Raw genomic sequence first — 18,253 nt, forward strand, 5'->3', positions numbered from 1 at the left:
AAAACAATAAGGGCCACCCATGACCACCCACCCACTGCCTGCCAGCAGTTGGCTGAATGCACCTGCCCATCACGCTTGGCTCGCCGCGGAAGGCCAGCGCCTGTTGGCGTTCGCCAAGGCATCGCGCCTGCCGGACGGGTTCGGCAACCTCGACGATAAAGGCCAGTTGCCGGCCAATGCTCGCGCCGAAACCATGAACACCGCGCGCATGACCCACAGCTTTGCCATGGCCCATGCCATTGGGTTGCCGGGTTATGCCGAACTGGTGGCGCACGGTGTGGCAGCGCTCAGCGGCCCGCTGCGTGACAGTGAGCACGGTGGCTGGTTCGCCGCGCCCCAGGCGGCTGATGGCAACACCGGCAAGGCCGCCTATCTGCACGCCTTCGTGGCCCTCGCCGCCAGCTCTGCCGTGGTGGCCGGCGCGCCGGGTGCGCGCACATTAATGAACGACGCCGTCCATATCATCGACCAGTTCTTCTGGAGCGAAGAGGAGGGCGTCATGCTTGAATCCTTTGCCCGGGACTGGAGCGGCGTCGAAGCCTATCGTGGCGCCAACAGCAACATGCACGCCACCGAAGCTTTCCTGGCATTGGCCGATGTCAGTGGTGATACACGTTGGCTGGACCGTGCGCTGCGCATCGTCGAACGGGTGATCCACACCCATGCCGCTGGCAATCAATTCATGGTCATCGAACATTTCGATGCGCACTGGAAGCCGTTGCTCGGTTACAACCAAGACAACCCCGCCGATGGCTTTCGCCCCTACGGCATCACCCCCGGCCATGGTTTCGAATGGGCGCGGTTGTTGCTGCACCTTGAAGCTGCGCGCCTCAAGGCCAAGCTAGCCACGCCGGACTGGCTGGTGAGCGACGCCAAAGGCCTGTTTGCCAGTGCCTGCGAGTACGCCTGGGCGGTGGATGGTGCGCCGGGCCTTGTCTACACTCTGGATTGGAACCAGCGCCCGGTGGTACGCGAGCGCCTGCACTGGACCCATGCTGAAGCCAGCGCCGCTGCTCAGGCGCTGCTCAAACGTACCGGCGAGCTGCATTACGAAACCTGGTACCGACGCTTCTGGGAGTTTTGCGAAACCCACTTCATCGACCGGCTCCAGGGCAGTTGGCACCACGAACTCAGCCCGCACAACCAACCCAGCAGTAAAATCTGGGGCGGCAAACCTGACCTGTACCATGCCTGGCAAGCGGTCGTGCTGCCTGCACTGCCCTTGGCACCCAGCCTGGCCAGTGCATTGGGCAGCGGATGCTATGTCACCAGGTGGTGACATTTGTACGTCCCTTTGTTACCTGCGCCCCGAAAATCCATGTTTAAACTCCGTGCAGCGCAAGCTCTAGACTTGCATGCATAACAACAAGAAAAGGTACTCAGATGAACGCGATTAATCGCCTCGCCGTCGCTATTTCCATTGCCTCGTTGTTCCCCCTCAGTGCATTTGCCGCCGACTCCAAAGGTACGGTGGAAGTGGTGCATTGGTGGACCTCCGGCGGTGAAAAAGCGGCTGTGGATGTCCTGAAGGCCCAAGTTGAGAAAGACGGCTTCACCTGGAAAGACGGTGCAGTGGCAGGCGGCGGTGGCGCCACCGCCATGACCGTGCTGAAAAGCCGTGCGGTCGCTGGCAACCCGCCAGGCGTTGCCCAGATCAAAGGCCCCGATATCCAGGAATGGGCCTCTACTGGCCTGCTCGACACCGACGTGCTCAAAGACGTCGCCAAAGAAGAAAAATGGGATTCGCTGCTCGACAAGAAAGTCTCCGACACCGTGAAATACGACGGTGACTACGTGGCCGTGCCGGTGAATATCCATCGCGTGAACTGGCTGTGGATCAACCCGGAAGTCTTCAAGAAAGCCGGCATCACCAAGAACCCAACCACCCTCGAAGAATTCTACGCAGCGGGCGACAAGCTCAAGGCTGCAGGCTTCATTGCGCTCGCCCACGGCGGCCAGCCTTGGCAGGACAGCACCGTGTTCGAAGCGGTGGTGCTTTCGGTAATGGGCGCTGATGGCTACAAGAAAGCGCTGGTCGACCTGGATAACGGCGCATTGACCGGCCCGGAAATGGTCAAGGCCCTCACCGAGCTGAAGAAAGTCGCGACCTACATGGACGTCGACGGCAAGGGCCAGGACTGGAACCTGGAAGCTGGCAAGGTCATCAACGGCAAGGCCGGCATGCAGATCATGGGCGACTGGGCCAAGTCTGAATGGACCGCCGCCAAGAAAGTCGCCGGCAAGGATTATGAGTGCGTTGCTTTCCCGGGCACTGATAAAGCCTTCACCTACAACATCGACTCCCTGGCGGTGTTCAAGCAGAAAGACAAAGGCACTGCTGCGGGTCAGCAGGACATCGCCAAAGTAGTGCTGGGTGAAAACTTCCAGAAGGTGTTCAGCATCAACAAGGGCTCGATCCCTGTGCGTAACGACATGCTGACCAAGATGGAATCCTACGGCTTTGATTCCTGCGCCCAGACCGCCGCCAAGGACTTCCTGGCCGACGCCAAGACTGGCGGCCTGCAGCCAAGCATGGCGCACAACATGGCCACCACCCTGGCGGTGCAAGGTGCGTTCTTTGATGTCGTGACCAACTTCATCAACGACCCGAAAGCCGACCCGGCCGACACGGCCAAGAAGCTTGGCGCGGCGATCAAGTCGGCCAAGTAACACCCTATGTAGGAACCCGGCTTGCTGTGGCGAGGGAGCAAGCTCCCTCGCCACAAAAGCGGGTTCCTGCAGGCTGTAGTCCTTTTTCCCTGTACTGGATTTTCCCATGAGTTCTGTTGCTGTGTTCAGCAAGGCCTCGCCATTCGATGTGCTGCAGCGCTGGCTCCCTAAACTGGTGCTGGCGCCGAGCATGTTCATCGTGCTGGTGGGCTTTTATGGCTACATCCTGTGGACGTTCGTGCTGTCGTTCACCACCTCGACCTTCCTGCCCAGCTACAAATGGGCGGGCCTGGCGCAGTATCAGCGGCTGTTCGATAACGACCGCTGGTGGGTGGCGAGCAAGAACCTGGCCGTGTTCGGCGGCATGTTCATCGGCATCACCCTGGTGATCGGTGTGCTGCTGGCGATTTTCCTCGACCAGAAAATCCGCCGCGAAGGCTTTATCCGCACCATTTACCTGTACCCGATGGCGCTCTCCATGATCGTCACCGGTACCGCCTGGAAATGGCTGCTCAACCCGGGCATGGGCCTGGACAAACTCCTGCGGGACTGGGGCTGGGAAGGCTTCCGTCTCGACTGGCTGATCGACCCGGACCGCGTGGTCTACTGCCTGGTGATCGCCGCTGTGTGGCAAGCCTCGGGCTTTATCATGGCGATGTTCCTCGCCGGCCTGCGCGGTGTTGATCAGTCGATCATCCGCGCTGCGCAGATCGATGGCGCAAGCCTGCCGCGTATCTACTGGAGCGTGGTGCTGCCGAGCCTGCGCCCGGTGTTCTTCAGTGCGGTGATGATCCTGGCGCACATTGCGATCAAGAGCTTCGACCTGGTGGCGGCAATGACCGCAGGCGGCCCGGGCTACTCGTCCGACCTGCCGGCTATGTTCATGTACTCGTTCACCTTCAGTCGCGGCCAGATGGGCATGGGTTCGGCCAGTGCGATCCTGATGCTCGGTGCGATCCTCGCGATCATTGTGCCGTACCTGTATTCCGAGCTGAGGACCAAGCGCAATGACTAGTCTCGCCGCCAAACCTGCCATCAGCCTGAGCCGCATCGCGATCTACGCGGTGCTGATCCTGGCGGTTCTGCTGTACCTGGTGCCGTTGGTGGTGATGCTGCTCACCAGCTTCAAGACCCCGGAAGACATCAGCACCGGTAACCTGCTGAGCTGGCCCACCGTGGTCAGCGGTATCGGCTGGGTCAAGGCCTGGGCCACCGTGGATGGCTACTTCTGGAACTCGATCAAGATCACCGTTCCTGCTGTGCTCATCTCTACCGCCATTGGCGCCTTGAACGGCTACGTGCTGTCGTTCTGGCGCTTCCGGGGTTCGCAGCTGTTCTTCGGCCTGCTGCTGTTCGGCTGCTTCCTGCCGTTCCAGACTGTGCTGCTGCCCGCGTCGTTCACCCTCGGCAAGATGGGCCTGGCCAGCACCACCACCGGCCTGGTGTTTATCCACGTGGTCTACGGCCTGGCGTTCACCACGCTGTTCTTCCGTAACTACTACGTGAGCATCCCGGATGCGCTGATCAAGGCAGCACGCCTGGACGGAGCGGGTTTTTTCACCATCTTCCGCCGGATCATCCTGCCGATGTCGACGCCGATCATCATGGTCTGCCTGATCTGGCAGTTCACCCAGATCTGGAACGACTTCCTGTTCGGTGTGGTGTTCTCCAGTGGCGACTCCCAGCCCATCACGGTGGCGCTGAACAACCTGGTCAACACCAGTACCGGGGCCAAGGAATATAACGTGGATATGGCGGCGGCGATGATCGCCGGGCTGCCGACCCTGCTGGTCTATGTGATAGCAGGCAAGTATTTCGTGCGCGGCCTCACGGCCGGCGCGGTCAAGGGGTAATCATGGCTACGCTTGAACTTCGCAATGTAAACAAGACCTATGGCGCCGGCCTGCCCGACACCTTGAAGAACATCGAACTGTCGATCAAGGAAGGCGAGTTCCTCATCCTGGTCGGCCCGTCGGGCTGTGGTAAATCCACGCTGATGAACTGCATCGCCGGCCTTGAGACCATCACCGGCGGCGCGATCATGATCGGTGATCAAGACGTGAGCGGCATGAGCCCCAAGGACCGTGACATCGCCATGGTGTTCCAGTCCTACGCGCTGTACCCGACCATGAGCGTGCGCGAGAACATCGAGTTCGGCCTCAAGATCCGCAAGATGCCGCAAGCCGACATCGACGCCGAAGTGGCGCGCGTGGCCAAGTTGCTGCAGATCGAACACCTGCTCAACCGCAAGCCGGGCCAGTTGTCCGGTGGCCAGCAACAGCGCGTGGCCATGGGCCGTGCCCTGGCGCGTCGGCCGAAGATCTACCTGTTCGACGAACCGCTGTCCAACCTCGACGCCAAGCTGCGGGTCGAGATGCGTACCGAAATGAAGCTGATGCACCAGCGTCTGAAAACCACCACCGTCTACGTGACCCACGACCAGATCGAAGCGATGACCCTGGGCGACAAAGTGGCGGTGATGAAGGACGGCATCATTCAGCAATTCGGCACCCCGAAGGAAATTTACAACGACCCTGCCAACCTGTTTGTGGCAAGCTTTATCGGTTCACCACCGATGAACTTCGTTCCCATGCGTCTAAAACGCCAGAACGGTGGTCTGGTCGCGCTGCTCGACAGCGGCCAGGCCCGTTGCGAGTTGCCGCTGGGCGTGAATGACGCCGGTTTGGAAGACCGCGATGTGATCCTGGGCCTGCGCCCGGAGCAGATCGTGCTGGCAGCGGGCGAGGGCAACGGCTCGTCGAGCATTCGCGCCGAAGTGCAGGTGACCGAGCCTACCGGCCCGGACACCCTGGTGTTTGTGCAGCTCAATGACACCAAGGTCTGCTGCCGTTTGGCGCCGGACGTGGCACCGCAAGTGGGCGAGACCCTGACCTTGCAGTTCGACCCGGCCAAGGTATTGCTGTTTGACGCCAAGACCGGTGAGCGGTTGGGCGCAGTGGCTTCATTGCCGGCACAGGGGCATGCCGACAATGTGACCCAGTTCAAGGGCCGTTAAGCAAGATAAGTGATTGTTTTAATTAAAAAATGTAACCCGCGTTAGATAAAAACAGTTTAATAACAATAAAGACGAGGATGTAGGGATGAAAAAGCAACACAACAACACCCGGCTGATCTGCCAACTGTCAGCGGCAGCAGCCCTTGTATTGTCCGCCAATGCGATGGCGGCCGATGCATTCAGCGCTGATTCCAAGTGGATGACCGGCGATTGGGGCGGTGAGCGTACCAAGCTGATCGAGCAAGGTATCGACATCAAGGCCGACTACGTGGGCGAGATGGGCTACAACGCCCACGGCGGCTACAACGACGACAAGACCGGTCGTTACTCCGACCAGTTCGGTCTGGGCGTGGCACTGGACCTGCAAAAACTTTGGGGCTGGGATAACACCCAGGCCAAGATCCAGTTGACCAACCGTAATGGCCAGAACATCTCCAATGACCGCATTGGCGACCCGCGTGCCGGCACCTTGAGTTCCTCGCAAGAAGTGTATGGCCGTGGCCACATGGTGCGTCTGACCCAGTTCTGGATTCAGCACCAGATGTTCGACAACAAGCTGGACGTGAAGCTCGGTTACTTCGGTGAAGGCGAAGACTTCAACACCTTCCCTTGCGACTTCCAGAACCTGTCGTTCTGCGGCTCGCAGGTCGGTAACTACGTCAATACCTGGTACAACTGGCCGGTCGCCCAGGCCGCTATCCGCGTGAAATACAACATTACGCCTGAGCTGTATGCGCAAATCGGTGCCTACAACCAGAACCCGTCGCAGTTGGAGCACGGCAACGGCTTCAAACTCAGCGGCAGTGGTACCAAGGGCACCGTGATTCCGGTGGAATTGGTCTGGTCGCCGAAGGTTAATAACCTGCCGGGCGAATACCGTGTGGGCTTCTATAAAAGTGCGGCCGATGCTCCGGATGTACGTGAAGACGTCAACGGTAACGATGCGGTCCTCAGCGGCGCCGACTTCCGTACCCGCAGCAGCAAGAAAGGCTACTGGTTCGTTGCGCAACAGCAACTCACCACCCATAACGGCGACGCTTCCCGTGGCCTGAACATTGCAGCCAACGCGACCTTCCATGACAAGGAAACCAACCTGGTCGACAACTACCAGTCGTTGATGCTCGTGTACAAAGGCCCATTCGACGCGCGTCCAAAAGATGACGTCGGCATTGGCGTCGCTCGCCTGCATGTCAACGATGACGTGAAGAAGAACTCTCAATTGCTCAACGCCGCCAATGGTGTGAGCGACTACGACAATCCGCTGTACACGCCGATTCGTGAGACTGAATACAACGTCGAACTCAACTACGGTTTCCACGTCACCAACTGGCTGACTGTGCGTCCGAACCTGCAGTACGTTGTCCAGCCTGGCGGCGTGGATAAAGTCGACAACGCGCTGGTAGCGGGCCTGAAAATTCAGTCTACGTTCTAACGCTGTTGCGATAAGCTCCTCTCTCTGTGCGCATTTGCGGGTAGCCATGGCTATCCGCTTTTTTTTGCGTGGCACTGTGATATTCGGGACCTGGGCACATGCACGAGCAACCGCTGCAACGCTTTTTCAAATCCCTGCGCGAGCGTCCGGTGTTCGCCTGGGAGCGCTTTCAGATGCGCGATGTGTTGGTGATCGACCACCCCCTGTGCCAGGCGGTGTTCAGTCGCCAGGGCGCGCAATTGCTGCACTTTCAACCTACGGGCCAGAAGCCGTGGCTGTGGTGTGCCGCCAAATGGCCGCAAGTCGGGGCTATCCGTGGTGGCGTACCGGTGTGCTGGCCGTGGTATGGCCGCCACCCCAGCGAAAATGCCTGGCCGTCCCACGGATGGGCCCGCTTGATCGACTGGAAACTGCTCGACAGCAGCACCGATGACGACGGCGTGCGCCTGCTCTGGCAATTGCAACTGTGCGACTGGCAGGTGGACTTGCACGCGCACCTGGGTGACACCCTGGAACTGCGCCTGAGCACCGAGCATCACGACGAGCTGCCGTGCCAGTTGAGTCATGCATTGCACGCTTACTGGCGTATTGGTCACGTCGATGAGGTAGCGCTGTCTGGGCTCGAAGGAGCACAAGGTTACGACCAGCTCAATCGCCAGGTTTGCCAGCAGGAAGGTGAATTGCGGGTCGATGGCGGATGCCAGCGGGTGTTCCAGCATGAGGGCGAATTGCAGCTCAAGGACCACGCCTGGCAGCGTGAACTGTGCATCGACACCGGCGACAGCGCCGACACGGTGGTGTGGCACCCGGGGAGCCGGCCGCTGTTGGGCGTGAGCTTTAACGAAGCGTCGGGGTTTGTGTGCGTAGAGGCGGCGATGGCGGCGGCGAGCCTGGCGCCGGGGGAGAGGGCCCACTTGAGTTTACAGGCCAGGGCAGGGGTTTAGCGGTGTGGCTGATGGCGCTATCGCAGGTACTGCTGGAAGAGCTGCCTGCTAGTTGAATTCATGATCGTTCCCACGCTCCGCGTGGGAATGCAGCCTATGACGCTCCGCGTCACGACGCTAAAGGCAGACGCAGAGCGTCCAGTGAGGCATTCCCACGCGGAGCGTGGGAACGATCAGTTGACACGGATTTAGTTGAATTCATCCCCCACCGGATATCGGCTGTCATTCAAGCTCTCTTTGATCTTGCGCAAATGCGGCTGGAAATCCACTCCGCGACGCAGGGTCATACCCGTTGCCAATACGTCCAATACCGTCAATTGGATAATCCGAGAAGTCATCGGCATGTAGATATCCGTGTCTTCCGGCAACGGGATGTTCAGGCTCACCGTACTGGCCTTGGCCAGCGGCGAGTTTTCGGCGGTCACGCCCAGCACTGACGCACCGTTTTCCCGAGCGATACGCGCCACTTCCACCAGCTCGCGGGTACGGCCGGTGTAGGAAATGATCACGAACAACTCACCGGTGTGCGCCACCGAGGCGATCATGCGTTGCATCAGCACGTCGGCATGGGCGGTCACCGCCAGGTTGAAGCGGAAGAACTTGTGCAACGCGTCCATGGCGACGGGGGCCGAAGCGCCGAGGCCAAAGAAGTGGATTTGCCGCGCCTGGATCAACAAGTCCACGGCCTTGCTGATCAGCGCCGGGTCCAGGGCCTGGCACGCACTGTCCAAAGAGGCAATGGCGCTGCCAAAGATCTTCTGGGTGTAGGCCTCGGGGTTATCATCGGCCTCCACGGCGCGGCTGACATACGCGGCGCCACTGGCCAGGCTTTGCGCCAACTGCAATTTGAGTTCAGGGTAACCGCTGACACCGAATGAACGGCAGAAGCGGTTGACCGTCGGTTCACTGACCGAGGCGGCCTGGGCGAGGGCGGCGATCGAGAAGCGTGTGGCCTGCTGCGGGTTGAGCAGGATCACTTCAGCGACTTTGCGCTCGGCCTTGTTCAATTCTTCGAGGCGGTTCCGGATCTGTTCCAGAAGATTTCGCACGCGGTCCATTCAGTCTTTCCTTCGGGCGACGATGCAAATAAAAAGGCGGTAACCAATCGATGAGTGGCTTTTCGCGGTGGCCTATCCTACTGAGGGTAGCTGAACACCACCACTCGCAATGCGTATTTCGGGAAAATGTTGTGGTTATTACTACATTTTTCCTTGAGTGATGCCTTGAAAAAAGGTATTTGTAGCTTAACTTGATAAAAGAACAAACATCATGCCTTCGATAACCGTGGAACCCTGCACCTTTGCCCTGTTTGGCGCCTTGGGTGATCTGGCGCTGCGCAAGTTATTTCCTGCCCTTTATCAACTCGATGGCGCCGGGTTGCTGCACGACGACACACGCATCCTGGCCCTGGCCCGTGAAGCCGGCTCCGAGCAGCAACACCTGGCCCATATCGAAAAAGAATTGCGTAAATACGTCGGCAAAGAGCTCGACGAAGCCGTGGCCCAGCGTTTCCTCGCACGCCTGGCTTATGTGCATGTCGACTTCATGAAGGCCGACGACTACGTCGCCCTGGCCGAAAAAGCCGGCAGCGAGCAACGCCTGATTGCCTACTTCGCTACCCCGGCGGCGGTATACGGCGCGATCTGCGAAAACCTGTCCAAGGTCGGCCTGGCGGAAAATACCCGCGTAGTGCTGGAAAAACCCATCGGTTCGGACCTGGAGTCGTCGCGCAAGGTCAACGACGCCGTGGCGCAGTTCTTTCCGGAAAACCGCACCTATCGCATCGACCACTACCTGGGCAAAGAGACGGTACAGAACCTGATCGCCCTGCGTTTCGCCAACAGCCTGTTCGAAACCCAGTGGAATCAGAACTACATCTCCCACGTGGAAATCACCGTGGCCGAGCAGGTTGGCATCGAAGGCCGTTGGGGTTACTTCGACAAGGCTGGCCAGCTGCGCGACATGATCCAGAATCACTTGTTGCAACTGCTTTGCCTGATTGCCATGGACCCGCCTGCCGACCTGTCCGCCGACAGCATCCGCGACGAGAAGGTCAAGGTGCTCAAGGCCCTGGCGCCGATCAGCCCCGAGGGCCTGACCACTCAGGTAGTCCGTGGCCAGTACATCGCCGGCTACAGCGCTGGTAAAGCCGTGCCGGGTTACCTGGAAGAAGACAACTCCAATACCCAGAGCGACACCGAGACGTTCGTTGCCCTGCGTGCCGATATCCGTAACTGGCGCTGGGCCGGCGTGCCGTTCTACCTGCGTACCGGCAAGCGTATGCCGCAAAAACTGTCGCAGATCGTCATTCACTTCAAGGAACCGTCCCACTACATCTTCGCCCCGGAGCAGCGCCTGCAAATCAGCAACAAGCTGATCATCCGCCTGCAGCCGGACGAAGGTATTTCCCTGCGTGTGATGACCAAGGAGCAGGGCCTGGACAAAGGCATGCAACTGCGCAGCGGACCACTGCAATTGAATTTTTCCGACACCTATCGCAGCGCACGCATCCCCGATGCCTACGAGCGATTGTTGCTGGAAGTGATGCGCGGCAATCAGAACCTGTTTGTTCGCAAAGATGAAATCGAAGCCGCGTGGAAGTGGTGTGACCAGTTGATCGCCGGGTGGAAAAAATCCGGTGATGCGCCCAAGCCGTATGCGGCGGGGTCCTGGGGGCCGATGAGCTCCATTGCACTGATCACGCGGGATGGGAGGTCGTGGTATGGCGATATCTGAATTGAAACTGCCTCAGGGCGTCACTGCCCATGAGTACCGTACGCCTGCGCTGCTGGCCGATGGCCTGGCCAATGACGTGGCTGAGCAACTGCGCTCGGCCATCAGTGCCCGTGGCGAGGCGACGTTGGTGGTGTCCGGTGGCCGCAGCCCCGTGGCGTTTTTCCAGAACCTGGCCAAGCAGGGCCTGGACTGGTCCAAGGTCACCATCACCCTGGCCGATGAGCGCTGGGTGCCGGTCGAACACGCCGACAGCAATGCTGGCCTGTTGAAGCAACACTTGCTGCAAGGTCCGGCGGCCAAGGCGAAGTTCTTGAGCCTGTACAGCCCCGCTGCCAATCTTGAAGACGCTGCCGAGCAGGCCGATCGCCTGCTGGGCGAGTTGCCAGCCATTGATGTGCTGGTGCTGGGCATGGGCGATGACGGCCACACCGCATCGCTGTTCCCCAACAGCCCTAACCTGAGCGAAGCGCTGAAGGCCGACGGTACCCGCCGTTGCTGGCCGATGCTGGCGCCCACTGTGCCGCACCAGCGCCTGACCATGAGTCGTGCGCTGCTGGCCACGGCCAGCTACACCGTGCTGTCGATTTCCGGCAGTTCGAAATTGACTACCTTGAGCGCCGCCCTGGCCAGCGACGATGTTGCTGCCATGCCGATTCGCGCGTTTTTGCAACCTACTCTAGAGATTTACTGGTGCCCATGAGCCAAGGATCAGCCGCTATGAAAAGCCCTCAACCGACCGTGTCCATGGCGGATAAAGTTGCCTTGATCGACAGCCTCTGCGCCAAGGCGCGGATCCTGCCGGTGATCACCATCGCCCGCGAGCAGGACATCCTGCCGCTGGCCGACGCCCTGGCCGCTGGCGGTTTGACCGCGCTGGAGGTGACCCTGCGTTCCGAGTTCGGCCTCAAGGCCATTCAGGTCTTGCGCGAGCAACGTCCTGAACTGTGCACTGGTGCCGGTACCGTGCTCGATCGTCACATGCTCGAAGCGGCAGAAGTGGCAGGCTCGCAATTTATCGTCACCCCCGGCATCACCCGTGACTTGCTGGAAGCCTCGGTGCACAGCCCGATCCCGCTGCTGCCGGGCATCAGCAATGCCTCCGGCATCATGGAAGGCTACGGCCTGGGTTATCGCCGCTTCAAGCTGTTCCCGGCTGAAGTCAGCGGTGGTGTTGCTGCCATCAAGGCTCTCGGCGGCCCGTTCGGCGAAGTCAAATTCTGCCCGACTGGCGGTGTTGGCCCGGCCAACATCAAGAGCTACATGGCGTTGAAAAACGTGATGTGCGTGGGCGGCAGTTGGATGCTGGATCCGGAGTGGGTCAAGAACGGCGACTGGGCGCGTATCCAGGAAGTCACTGCCCAGGCGCTGGCGCTGCTGGACTGAACTGATTTATCGAATCGTTGTTGCTGTGCTTAACGGCATTTTTGCGGCGCACTTGGTCGGTGTGCCGCTTTTTTTTGCCTGTAAAAAAACCTCAAGCACATCGCCGCTCTGAAGGTGGGGGCTGGCTTGCCTGCGATAGCCATTTATCAGTTAGCCCATCTTTGGCTGATACACCGTTATCGCAGGCAAGCCAGCTCCCACAGTTTTAAACGGTGTTTAGTTTGGTGATCGCATGGACTAGCGCATTGATGTCCGCCGCCGACGTCACCAGCCCCGGCGTCACCCGGATACAGGTGCCAAACGCTGCCCCCGTGCGCGTAGTGGTGAACAGGCCGTGCTCCTTGAGCAACCTGTCCGCCATCGTCTGCTGATTACGCCCGATGAACTTGAAGGCTGTGATCCCGCAATACAGTCGCGGGTCATCCGAGGTCAGCACTTCAATTCCCGGCAACGGCCGTACCTGGTTTACCCACAGGTTGCGCAGGTAATTGACGCGTGCGCCCTTGGCCGCCGCGCCACCCAACTGTCGATGCTCTTCAAATACCAGGGGCAATGTCATCAGCGCCGGAAAGTTCGGCGTGCTGTAGGACGTACGCGCTCGCACATCGGTGGCTGGGTAGTGAAACTCGCCCATATCCGGGTCGATATCGGCCAGGCGCTCTGGTGCGATATACAAAAAGCCCAGGGTCAGCGGCGCGCCGATCCATTTGTGCAGGTTGAAGCCTGCGAACTGAATGCCCAGTTCGGCCAGGTTGAAGTCGATCTGGCCCAAGGCGTGCGCGCCGTCGAGGATCACGTCGATTGCACGTTCGCGCGCGGCCTTGGCAATGTCCGCAACCGGCATGACCAGGCCCGTACGGTGGGTCACATGGGTCAAGGCCATTAATTTCAGACGCGGGTACTGCACAAACGCATCGTGATAAGTCTGCACCAGGCTGTCGAAACTGGCCGGGTGGGTGTGGGCCACCTCTATCACTTCCACGCCGCGAATCGCTGTCAGCCAGCGCATGGCGCCTTTGACCGTGTCGTACTCCAGGTCGCTGATCAGCACCTGGTCGCCCGGTTGCAGGCGGTTGTAGTTACGGATCAGCGACTGCAAGGCTTCGGTGGCGTTACGGGTGAAAGCGACCGATTCGGGGTCGACATCAATCAACCCGGCCAACTGGCGGCGTATCTCGTTGTTTTCGCCCTGCTCAAAACGCTGGCGCACATGCACAGAGTTGCTGCGGTTGATAAAGCTGATGTGCTCAAGGTACTGGGCCTGCACCGCCCGGCTCATGCGCCCGAAGTAGCCGTTTTCCAGGTTGATCGGACCGGGCTCGTATTCATAGCGTTGGGCGATGGCCTGCCAGTGCGGGTCGTTATCGGCATTCCTTGGCATGGTGAGTCTCTTAGTGGCGGGGGGCGGGTCTGCCATGTTTGGCGCGCAGTGGTTCAAGCAATTCGGACAGGCCGTTGTGGTCGATTTCCTGCATCAAGGCCAGCAAACCGCCCAGTTCCCCGTGGGGGAAACCTTCACGGGCGAACCAATTCAGGTAGGGCCCAGGCAGGTCGGCAATGATCCGGCCTTTGTATTTGCCAAAGGGCATTTGGCGGGTGATCAGCAGTTCGAGTTTTTCGGGATTCATGAGCGTCGTAGGGTTGAGGCCAGGCTTTCGAAAATACAGGCATTCTGCATGAAGGCCAAATGACAGATCATGCAAATAACCAACATACAGATGGTTCAATAATTCGTAACTTATTGAAAATAAACATAAAAATAATTTTTATAAACCTGGCACGGGCGCTGCAATAACCAAGGCAACCTTCTAACCCGTACAAGGAATTGAAAAATGACTGATATCAACAAAGAATCGATCTCCGTACTGAACGACCTGATCGAGACCAGCATCGACGGCCAAAAGGGTTTCAAGGAATGCGCTGAAGACATCAAGCATCCGGAACTCAAGGCATTGTTTGCCAAGCGTGCTGTTGATTGCGGTACCGCTGCCGAAGAACTGAAAACTGCTGTGCGTGCCCTGGGCGGCGATCCAGAGAAGTCCGGTAGTGTTGCCGGCGCCCTGCACCGTGGCTGGGTCGACGTGAAGTCGATGGTCACCGGCAAGGACGAAGAGGCCGTATTGAACGAAGCCGAGCGCGGTGAAGACCACGCACTGAAGGCTTACAAGGAAGCGATCGAGAAGATCAACAAGCACAACCTGGTGGGCATTCGTGACTTGGTTGAGCGTCAGTACCACGGTGTACAGCGCAACCACGACCAGGTAAAAGCCCTGCGTAACCAGGCTCGCGCTCAGTCGTAAGACCTGAGGTAAGACCTACGCTGGACCTAGTGTGGGAGCGGGCTTGCTCGCGAAAGCGGTGGATCAGTCACTGTTGTATTGGCTGATACACCGCATTCGCGGGCGAGCCCGCTCCCACATTTTTTTATGCAAAGGCTGGAATGTAGATCAGCCGATGCTGATTGGCGGCAGCTCGGTCAGGGTCACGACTTGCTGTTTGCGCGGCGCCAGAATCTCCGCCTCGCCATCGACTACCAACTCATCACGCTGGTTGAACACCCGAGTGGCAATGCGCACGCGAAACTTCGGCAGTTTCTCGAGGATTTCCAAGCGCACGGTCAGGGTGTCGCCGATCTTCACCGGTTTCTGGAAGGTCATTTGCTGGCCGATATAGATCGTGCCCGGCCCAGGCAGCTCGCAGGCCACTGCCGCGCTGATCAGCGCGCCGCTGAACATGCCGTGGGCAATCCGCTCCTTGAACATGGTCGCCTTGGCGTATTCAGCGTCCAGGTGCACCGGGTTGTGGTCACCCGACATGGCGGCGAACAGCTGGATATCGCGCTCTTCGACGGTTTTGCTGAAGCTGGCAGTCTGGCCCACTTCAAGCGCTTCGTACGGGGTGTTGGTTACCTGGGTCATCTCAACGTGCATCCTGTGGCTTAACGGTAATTAATCGGCTGATTTTAAAGCAAAAACTATTCGCAGCGGGTGGGCCTGCGCAACGCCAGCGCCTGGTCGAGCCAGGTCAGCAGGTCGGCGGTGACTTCATCACGGTTGGTTTCGTTGAATACTTCATGGCGCGCCTGCGGGTAAAGCGTCAATTGCACGTCTTGGCAACCGGCCTCACGCAGGGCGTGGGCCAGGTGCTTGAGACGCTTGCCTTCACTCACCGGATCACGATCGCCGCCCATCACCAGGATCGGCAGGCCGGGATCAATCTGCGCCAGGTTGGAGACTTTGCTGATCTGCTGCAAGCCGCCCAACAGGTCGATCCACAGTTGATTGGTGCAACGAAAGCCACAGAGTGGGTCGTTGATGTAGTTGTCCACTTCAACCGGGTCGCGGCTGAGCCAGTCAAACGCGGTGCGATTGGGTTTGAAGGCTTTGTTGAATGAGCCGAACGACAAGAAGTCGATCAACGCACTGCGCCCTCGCATGCCTTGGCGTGCACGTTCGATGCGCGCAATGATTTGCGCTGCACGGTAGAGGGCCACCGGCTGGAAATTCGAGCCGCTGAGTATTGCGCCATGCAAGCTGGCGCTGTGATGCAGCAAGTATGCCTGGGAGATATAGCTGCCCATGCTGTGGCCCAGCAAGATGATCGGCAGCCCGGGATGCTGTTGGCCGATGTGCTGATTAAGGCTGGCCAGATCGCCCACGACTTTGTTCCAGCCATCCGTTTCAGCATATAGCCCAACGGTGCCGGCCTCGGCGGTACGGCCATGCCCACGCTGGTCCAGCGCATATACGCCATACCCTGCGCCACACAACGCTTGCGCCAGGCGCGCATAGCGACCGCCGTGCTCGGCCATGCCATGGGAAATCATCACCACGGCCCTGGGCGGGCCGTCGGGCATCCATTGGTTGACGTACAGACGGGTGTGGTCGTTCGCGGTCAGCCAGAAGGTGCTGTGGTTCATGGCGGCTTCCTTTGCTCAGGGTGGTTGCATTGTATAGCTCATCCGGCGTGGGGCGGGGGTATCTGCCTACGCCTTAGGTACAAGATTCATACAATCAATGACACAGTTCAGCGTCTTGCCTGTTTGGCCATAGCTGCTAACTTCCCCAAAGCTCCGCTTCTTATTGCTGCACATCTGCATGGCAGCGGCCGGACACACTCAGGTAAAGAGGACAAGAATAATGCAACCTGATTTCTGGAATGACAAACGCGCGGCGGGAGTCCCCAATGCCATCGACCTCAGCACCTACAAGTCGGTGATCGAGGTCTTCGAGCGTTCCTGCAAGACCTTTGCCGACCGTCCGGCATTCAGCAGCATGGGCATTACCCTCACCTACGCCGAGCTTGAGCGCCAGAGTGCGGCGTTTGCCGGTTACCTGCAGCAGCACACCGACCTCAAGCCCGGCGAGCGCATCGCGGTGCAGCTGCCCAACGTGCTGCATTACCCGGTTGCGGTGTTCGGCGCACTGCGCGCCGGGCTGATCGTGGTCAACACCAACCCGCTTTATACGCCGCGCGAGATGCGCCATCAGTTCAAGGATGCCGGTGTGCGGGCGCTGGTCTACCTCAACCTGTTCGGTTCACGTGTGCAGGAGGTATGCACCGACACGGAGATCGACTACCTGATCGAAGCCAGGATGGGCGATTTCATGCCCGCCGCCAAAGGCTGGCTGGTCAACACCGTGGTCGACAAAGTCAAGAAGATGGTCCCGGCCTACCACCTGCCGCGGGCGGTTTCGTTCAAGCGCGCCCTGCGCATGGGCGCGGGCCTTGGAGTGACGCGCCATCCGGTGACCCTGGACGACGTCGCCGTGCTGCAATACACCGGCGGCACCACTGGGCTGGCCAAGGGCGCGATGCTCACTCACGGCAACCTGGTGGCGAACATGCAGCAAGTGCGGGCGTGCATGTCGCAACTGGGCGACGACGGCCATCCGCTGATCAAGGAAGGGCAGGAGGTGATGATTGCACCGCTGCCGCTGTACCACATCTACGCATTCACGGCCAATTGCATGTGCATGATGGTCTCCGGTAACCACAACGTGCTGATCACCAACCCACGGGACATCGGCGGGTTTATCAAGGAGCTCAAACAGTGGCAGTTCTCCGGCCTGTTGGGGCTCAACACACTGTTTGTGGCGCTGATGGACCACCCGGATTTCAAGACCCTGGATTTCTCCCACCTGAAGATTACCAACTCCGGCGGCACCGCCCTGGTCAAGGCCACGGCGGAACGCTGGAAAGCGGTGACCGGCTGCGCCATCGGCGAAGGCTACGGCCTCACCGAAACCTCGCCAGTGGCCAGTACCAACCCCTACGGCGGCCTGTCGCGCCTGGGTACCGTGGGCATCCCGGTGCCGGGTACGGCGATGAAGGTCGTGGATGACCTGGGGCAAGAACTGCCGTTGGGCGAGCGCGGCGAGCTGTGCATCCAGGGCCCACAAGTGATGAAGGGTTACTGGCAGCAACCGGCCGCCACCGCCGAAACCCTGGACGCCGATGGCTGGTTGAAGACCGGTGACATTGCGGTGATCGACACCGATGGCTACATCAGTATTGTGGATCGCAAGAAGGATTTGATCATCGTCTCGGGTTTCAACGTGTACCCCAACGAAATCGAAGACGTGATCATGGCCCACCCGGCCGTGGCCAACTGCGCCGTGATCGGCGTGCCGGACGAGCGCACGGGGGAGGCGGTGAAGCTGTTCGTGGTGGCACGGGCCCAGGGGGTGAGCCTCGAGGAACTGAAGGCGTACTGCAAGGCCAACTTCACGGGGTACAAGGTGCCCAAGCATATTGTGTTGAGAGAGTCGTTGCCGATGACCCCGGTGGGGAAAATTCTGCGCCGGGAGCTGCGCGACATCGCTTGAATTGAAATAGGGTACAAAAATGTGGGAGCTGGTTTGCCCGCGATAGCAGTGTTTCAGTCGCCTGTTGAATTGGCTGATCCACCGCTATCGCAGGCAAGCCAGCTCCCACACTGTATTTTTCGCCCTTGAGAGCCTGTTCTAGAGCCATTCCTGGTGTTATAGAATTTTTGCTCTAAAAGTGACCATTGGATATTCTTGAGTCATGTTTATGACTGTAGGGGCCTCTTTTGGCTCTAGGCGGCCC

Annotated in this window: 17 protein-coding genes; 12 read left to right on the plus strand and 5 right to left on the minus strand. The window is 59.4% G+C overall.

Annotated features, from left to right (window positions below; translation table 11 throughout):
* The first annotated feature begins 19 nt into the window (after positions 1-19).
* The 7 genes from APH41_RS07425 (at position 20) to APH41_RS07455 (ending at position 8,062) form a co-directional block, all read left to right on the plus strand.
* Positions 20-1,279, plus strand: a complete 1,260-nt coding sequence (locus APH41_RS07425; protein ID WP_054918228.1) for an AGE family epimerase/isomerase — start codon at positions 20-22, stop codon at positions 1,277-1,279.
* A 104-nt stretch (positions 1,280-1,383) separates the two neighbouring features.
* The gene (locus tag APH41_RS07430) at positions 1,384-2,670 is read left to right on the plus strand and encodes an ABC transporter substrate-binding protein (protein ID WP_003193767.1); all 1,287 of its coding nucleotides are present in this window, start codon (positions 1,384-1,386) and stop codon (positions 2,668-2,670) included.
* 106 nt (positions 2,671-2,776) lie between these two features.
* The gene (locus APH41_RS07435) at positions 2,777-3,685 is read left to right on the plus strand and encodes a carbohydrate ABC transporter permease (protein ID WP_003193765.1); all 909 of its coding nucleotides are present in this window, start codon (positions 2,777-2,779) and stop codon (positions 3,683-3,685) included.
* Positions 3,678-4,523 carry a carbohydrate ABC transporter permease gene (locus tag APH41_RS07440; RefSeq protein ID WP_003193763.1) on the plus strand — a complete coding sequence of 282 codons (846 nt, stop codon included), beginning with the start codon at positions 3,678-3,680 and terminating at the stop codon, positions 4,521-4,523. The genes APH41_RS07435 and APH41_RS07440 overlap by 8 nt, the downstream gene beginning before the upstream one ends.
* A 2-nt stretch (positions 4,524-4,525) precedes the next feature.
* A complete protein-coding gene (locus tag APH41_RS07445; protein ID WP_054918234.1) occupies positions 4,526-5,686 on the plus strand; it encodes an ABC transporter ATP-binding protein in 1,161 nt (386 codons plus the stop codon).
* Between the two features lie 85 nt (positions 5,687-5,771).
* Positions 5,772-7,118, plus strand: coding sequence for a carbohydrate porin (locus tag APH41_RS07450; RefSeq protein WP_054918236.1), 1,347 nt, complete (start codon positions 5,772-5,774; stop codon positions 7,116-7,118).
* Positions 7,119-7,216: 98 nt separating this feature from the next.
* Positions 7,217-8,062 carry a D-hexose-6-phosphate mutarotase gene (locus APH41_RS07455; protein WP_054918237.1) on the plus strand — a complete coding sequence of 282 codons (846 nt, stop codon included), beginning with the start codon at positions 7,217-7,219 and terminating at the stop codon, positions 8,060-8,062.
* 188 nt (positions 8,063-8,250) lie between these two features.
* On the opposite strand, the gene APH41_RS07460 is transcribed toward APH41_RS07455, so the two are convergent.
* Positions 8,251-9,111: a MurR/RpiR family transcriptional regulator gene (locus APH41_RS07460; RefSeq protein WP_169856377.1), complete on the minus strand. Its 861-nt coding sequence runs from the start codon at positions 9,109-9,111 to the stop codon at positions 8,251-8,253.
* Positions 9,112-9,331: 220 nt separating this feature from the next.
* Here APH41_RS07460 and zwf point away from each other — a divergent pair, with 220 nt between their 5' ends.
* From zwf to APH41_RS07475, 3 genes are read left to right on the plus strand one after another with little or no spacing between them, the layout of a single operon-like run.
* Positions 9,332-10,798, plus strand: a complete 1,467-nt coding sequence (zwf, locus tag APH41_RS07465) for a glucose-6-phosphate dehydrogenase (protein ID WP_034128521.1) — start codon at positions 9,332-9,334, stop codon at positions 10,796-10,798.
* Positions 10,785-11,498, plus strand: coding sequence for a 6-phosphogluconolactonase (pgl, locus tag APH41_RS07470; RefSeq protein ID WP_034128520.1), 714 nt, complete (start codon positions 10,785-10,787; stop codon positions 11,496-11,498). Before zwf ends, pgl begins: the two co-directional genes overlap by 14 nt.
* A gap of 17 nt (positions 11,499-11,515) precedes the next feature.
* Positions 11,516-12,181 (plus strand): bifunctional 4-hydroxy-2-oxoglutarate aldolase/2-dehydro-3-deoxy-phosphogluconate aldolase, encoded by a 666-nt coding sequence (locus tag APH41_RS07475; protein WP_026067364.1) that lies wholly within the window; start codon positions 11,516-11,518, stop codon positions 12,179-12,181.
* 205 nt (positions 12,182-12,386) lie between these two features.
* On the opposite strand, the gene APH41_RS07480 is transcribed toward APH41_RS07475, so the two are convergent.
* On the minus strand, positions 12,387-13,562 hold the full coding sequence (locus tag APH41_RS07480; RefSeq protein WP_054918238.1) for an aminotransferase class V-fold PLP-dependent enzyme: 1,176 nt from the start codon (positions 13,560-13,562) through the stop codon (positions 12,387-12,389).
* A gap of 10 nt (positions 13,563-13,572) precedes the next feature.
* Complete coding sequence (locus APH41_RS07485) at positions 13,573-13,809, minus strand: DUF3820 family protein (RefSeq protein ID WP_003193750.1); 237 nt, start codon at positions 13,807-13,809, stop codon at positions 13,573-13,575.
* Between the two features lie 204 nt (positions 13,810-14,013).
* Here APH41_RS07485 and APH41_RS07490 point away from each other — a divergent pair, with 204 nt between their 5' ends.
* On the plus strand, positions 14,014-14,481 hold the full coding sequence (locus APH41_RS07490) for a PA2169 family four-helix-bundle protein (RefSeq protein ID WP_034128518.1): 468 nt from the start codon (positions 14,014-14,016) through the stop codon (positions 14,479-14,481).
* 147 nt (positions 14,482-14,628) lie between these two features.
* Here APH41_RS07490 and APH41_RS07495 read toward each other — a convergent pair whose 3' ends face one another.
* Together APH41_RS07495 and APH41_RS07500 are read right to left on the minus strand one after the other, a co-directional pair.
* Positions 14,629-15,099 carry a MaoC family dehydratase gene (locus tag APH41_RS07495; RefSeq protein ID WP_003193747.1) on the minus strand — a complete coding sequence of 157 codons (471 nt, stop codon included), beginning with the start codon at positions 15,097-15,099 and terminating at the stop codon, positions 14,629-14,631.
* A gap of 56 nt (positions 15,100-15,155) precedes the next feature.
* Positions 15,156-16,100: an alpha/beta hydrolase gene (locus APH41_RS07500; RefSeq protein WP_054918239.1), complete on the minus strand. Its 945-nt coding sequence runs from the start codon at positions 16,098-16,100 to the stop codon at positions 15,156-15,158.
* Between the two features lie 220 nt (positions 16,101-16,320).
* On the opposite strand from APH41_RS07500, the gene fadD2 reads away from it, so the two are divergent.
* Positions 16,321-18,009: a long-chain-fatty-acid--CoA ligase FadD2 gene (gene fadD2 / locus APH41_RS07505; RefSeq protein WP_054918241.1), complete on the plus strand. Its 1,689-nt coding sequence runs from the start codon at positions 16,321-16,323 to the stop codon at positions 18,007-18,009.
* The last annotated feature ends 244 nt before the right edge of the window (positions 18,010-18,253 follow it).

The sequence above is a fragment of the Pseudomonas sp. NBRC 111138 genome, from assembly GCF_001320835.1.
Lineage (GTDB): Bacteria > Pseudomonadota > Gammaproteobacteria > Pseudomonadales > Pseudomonadaceae > Aquipseudomonas > Aquipseudomonas paracarnis.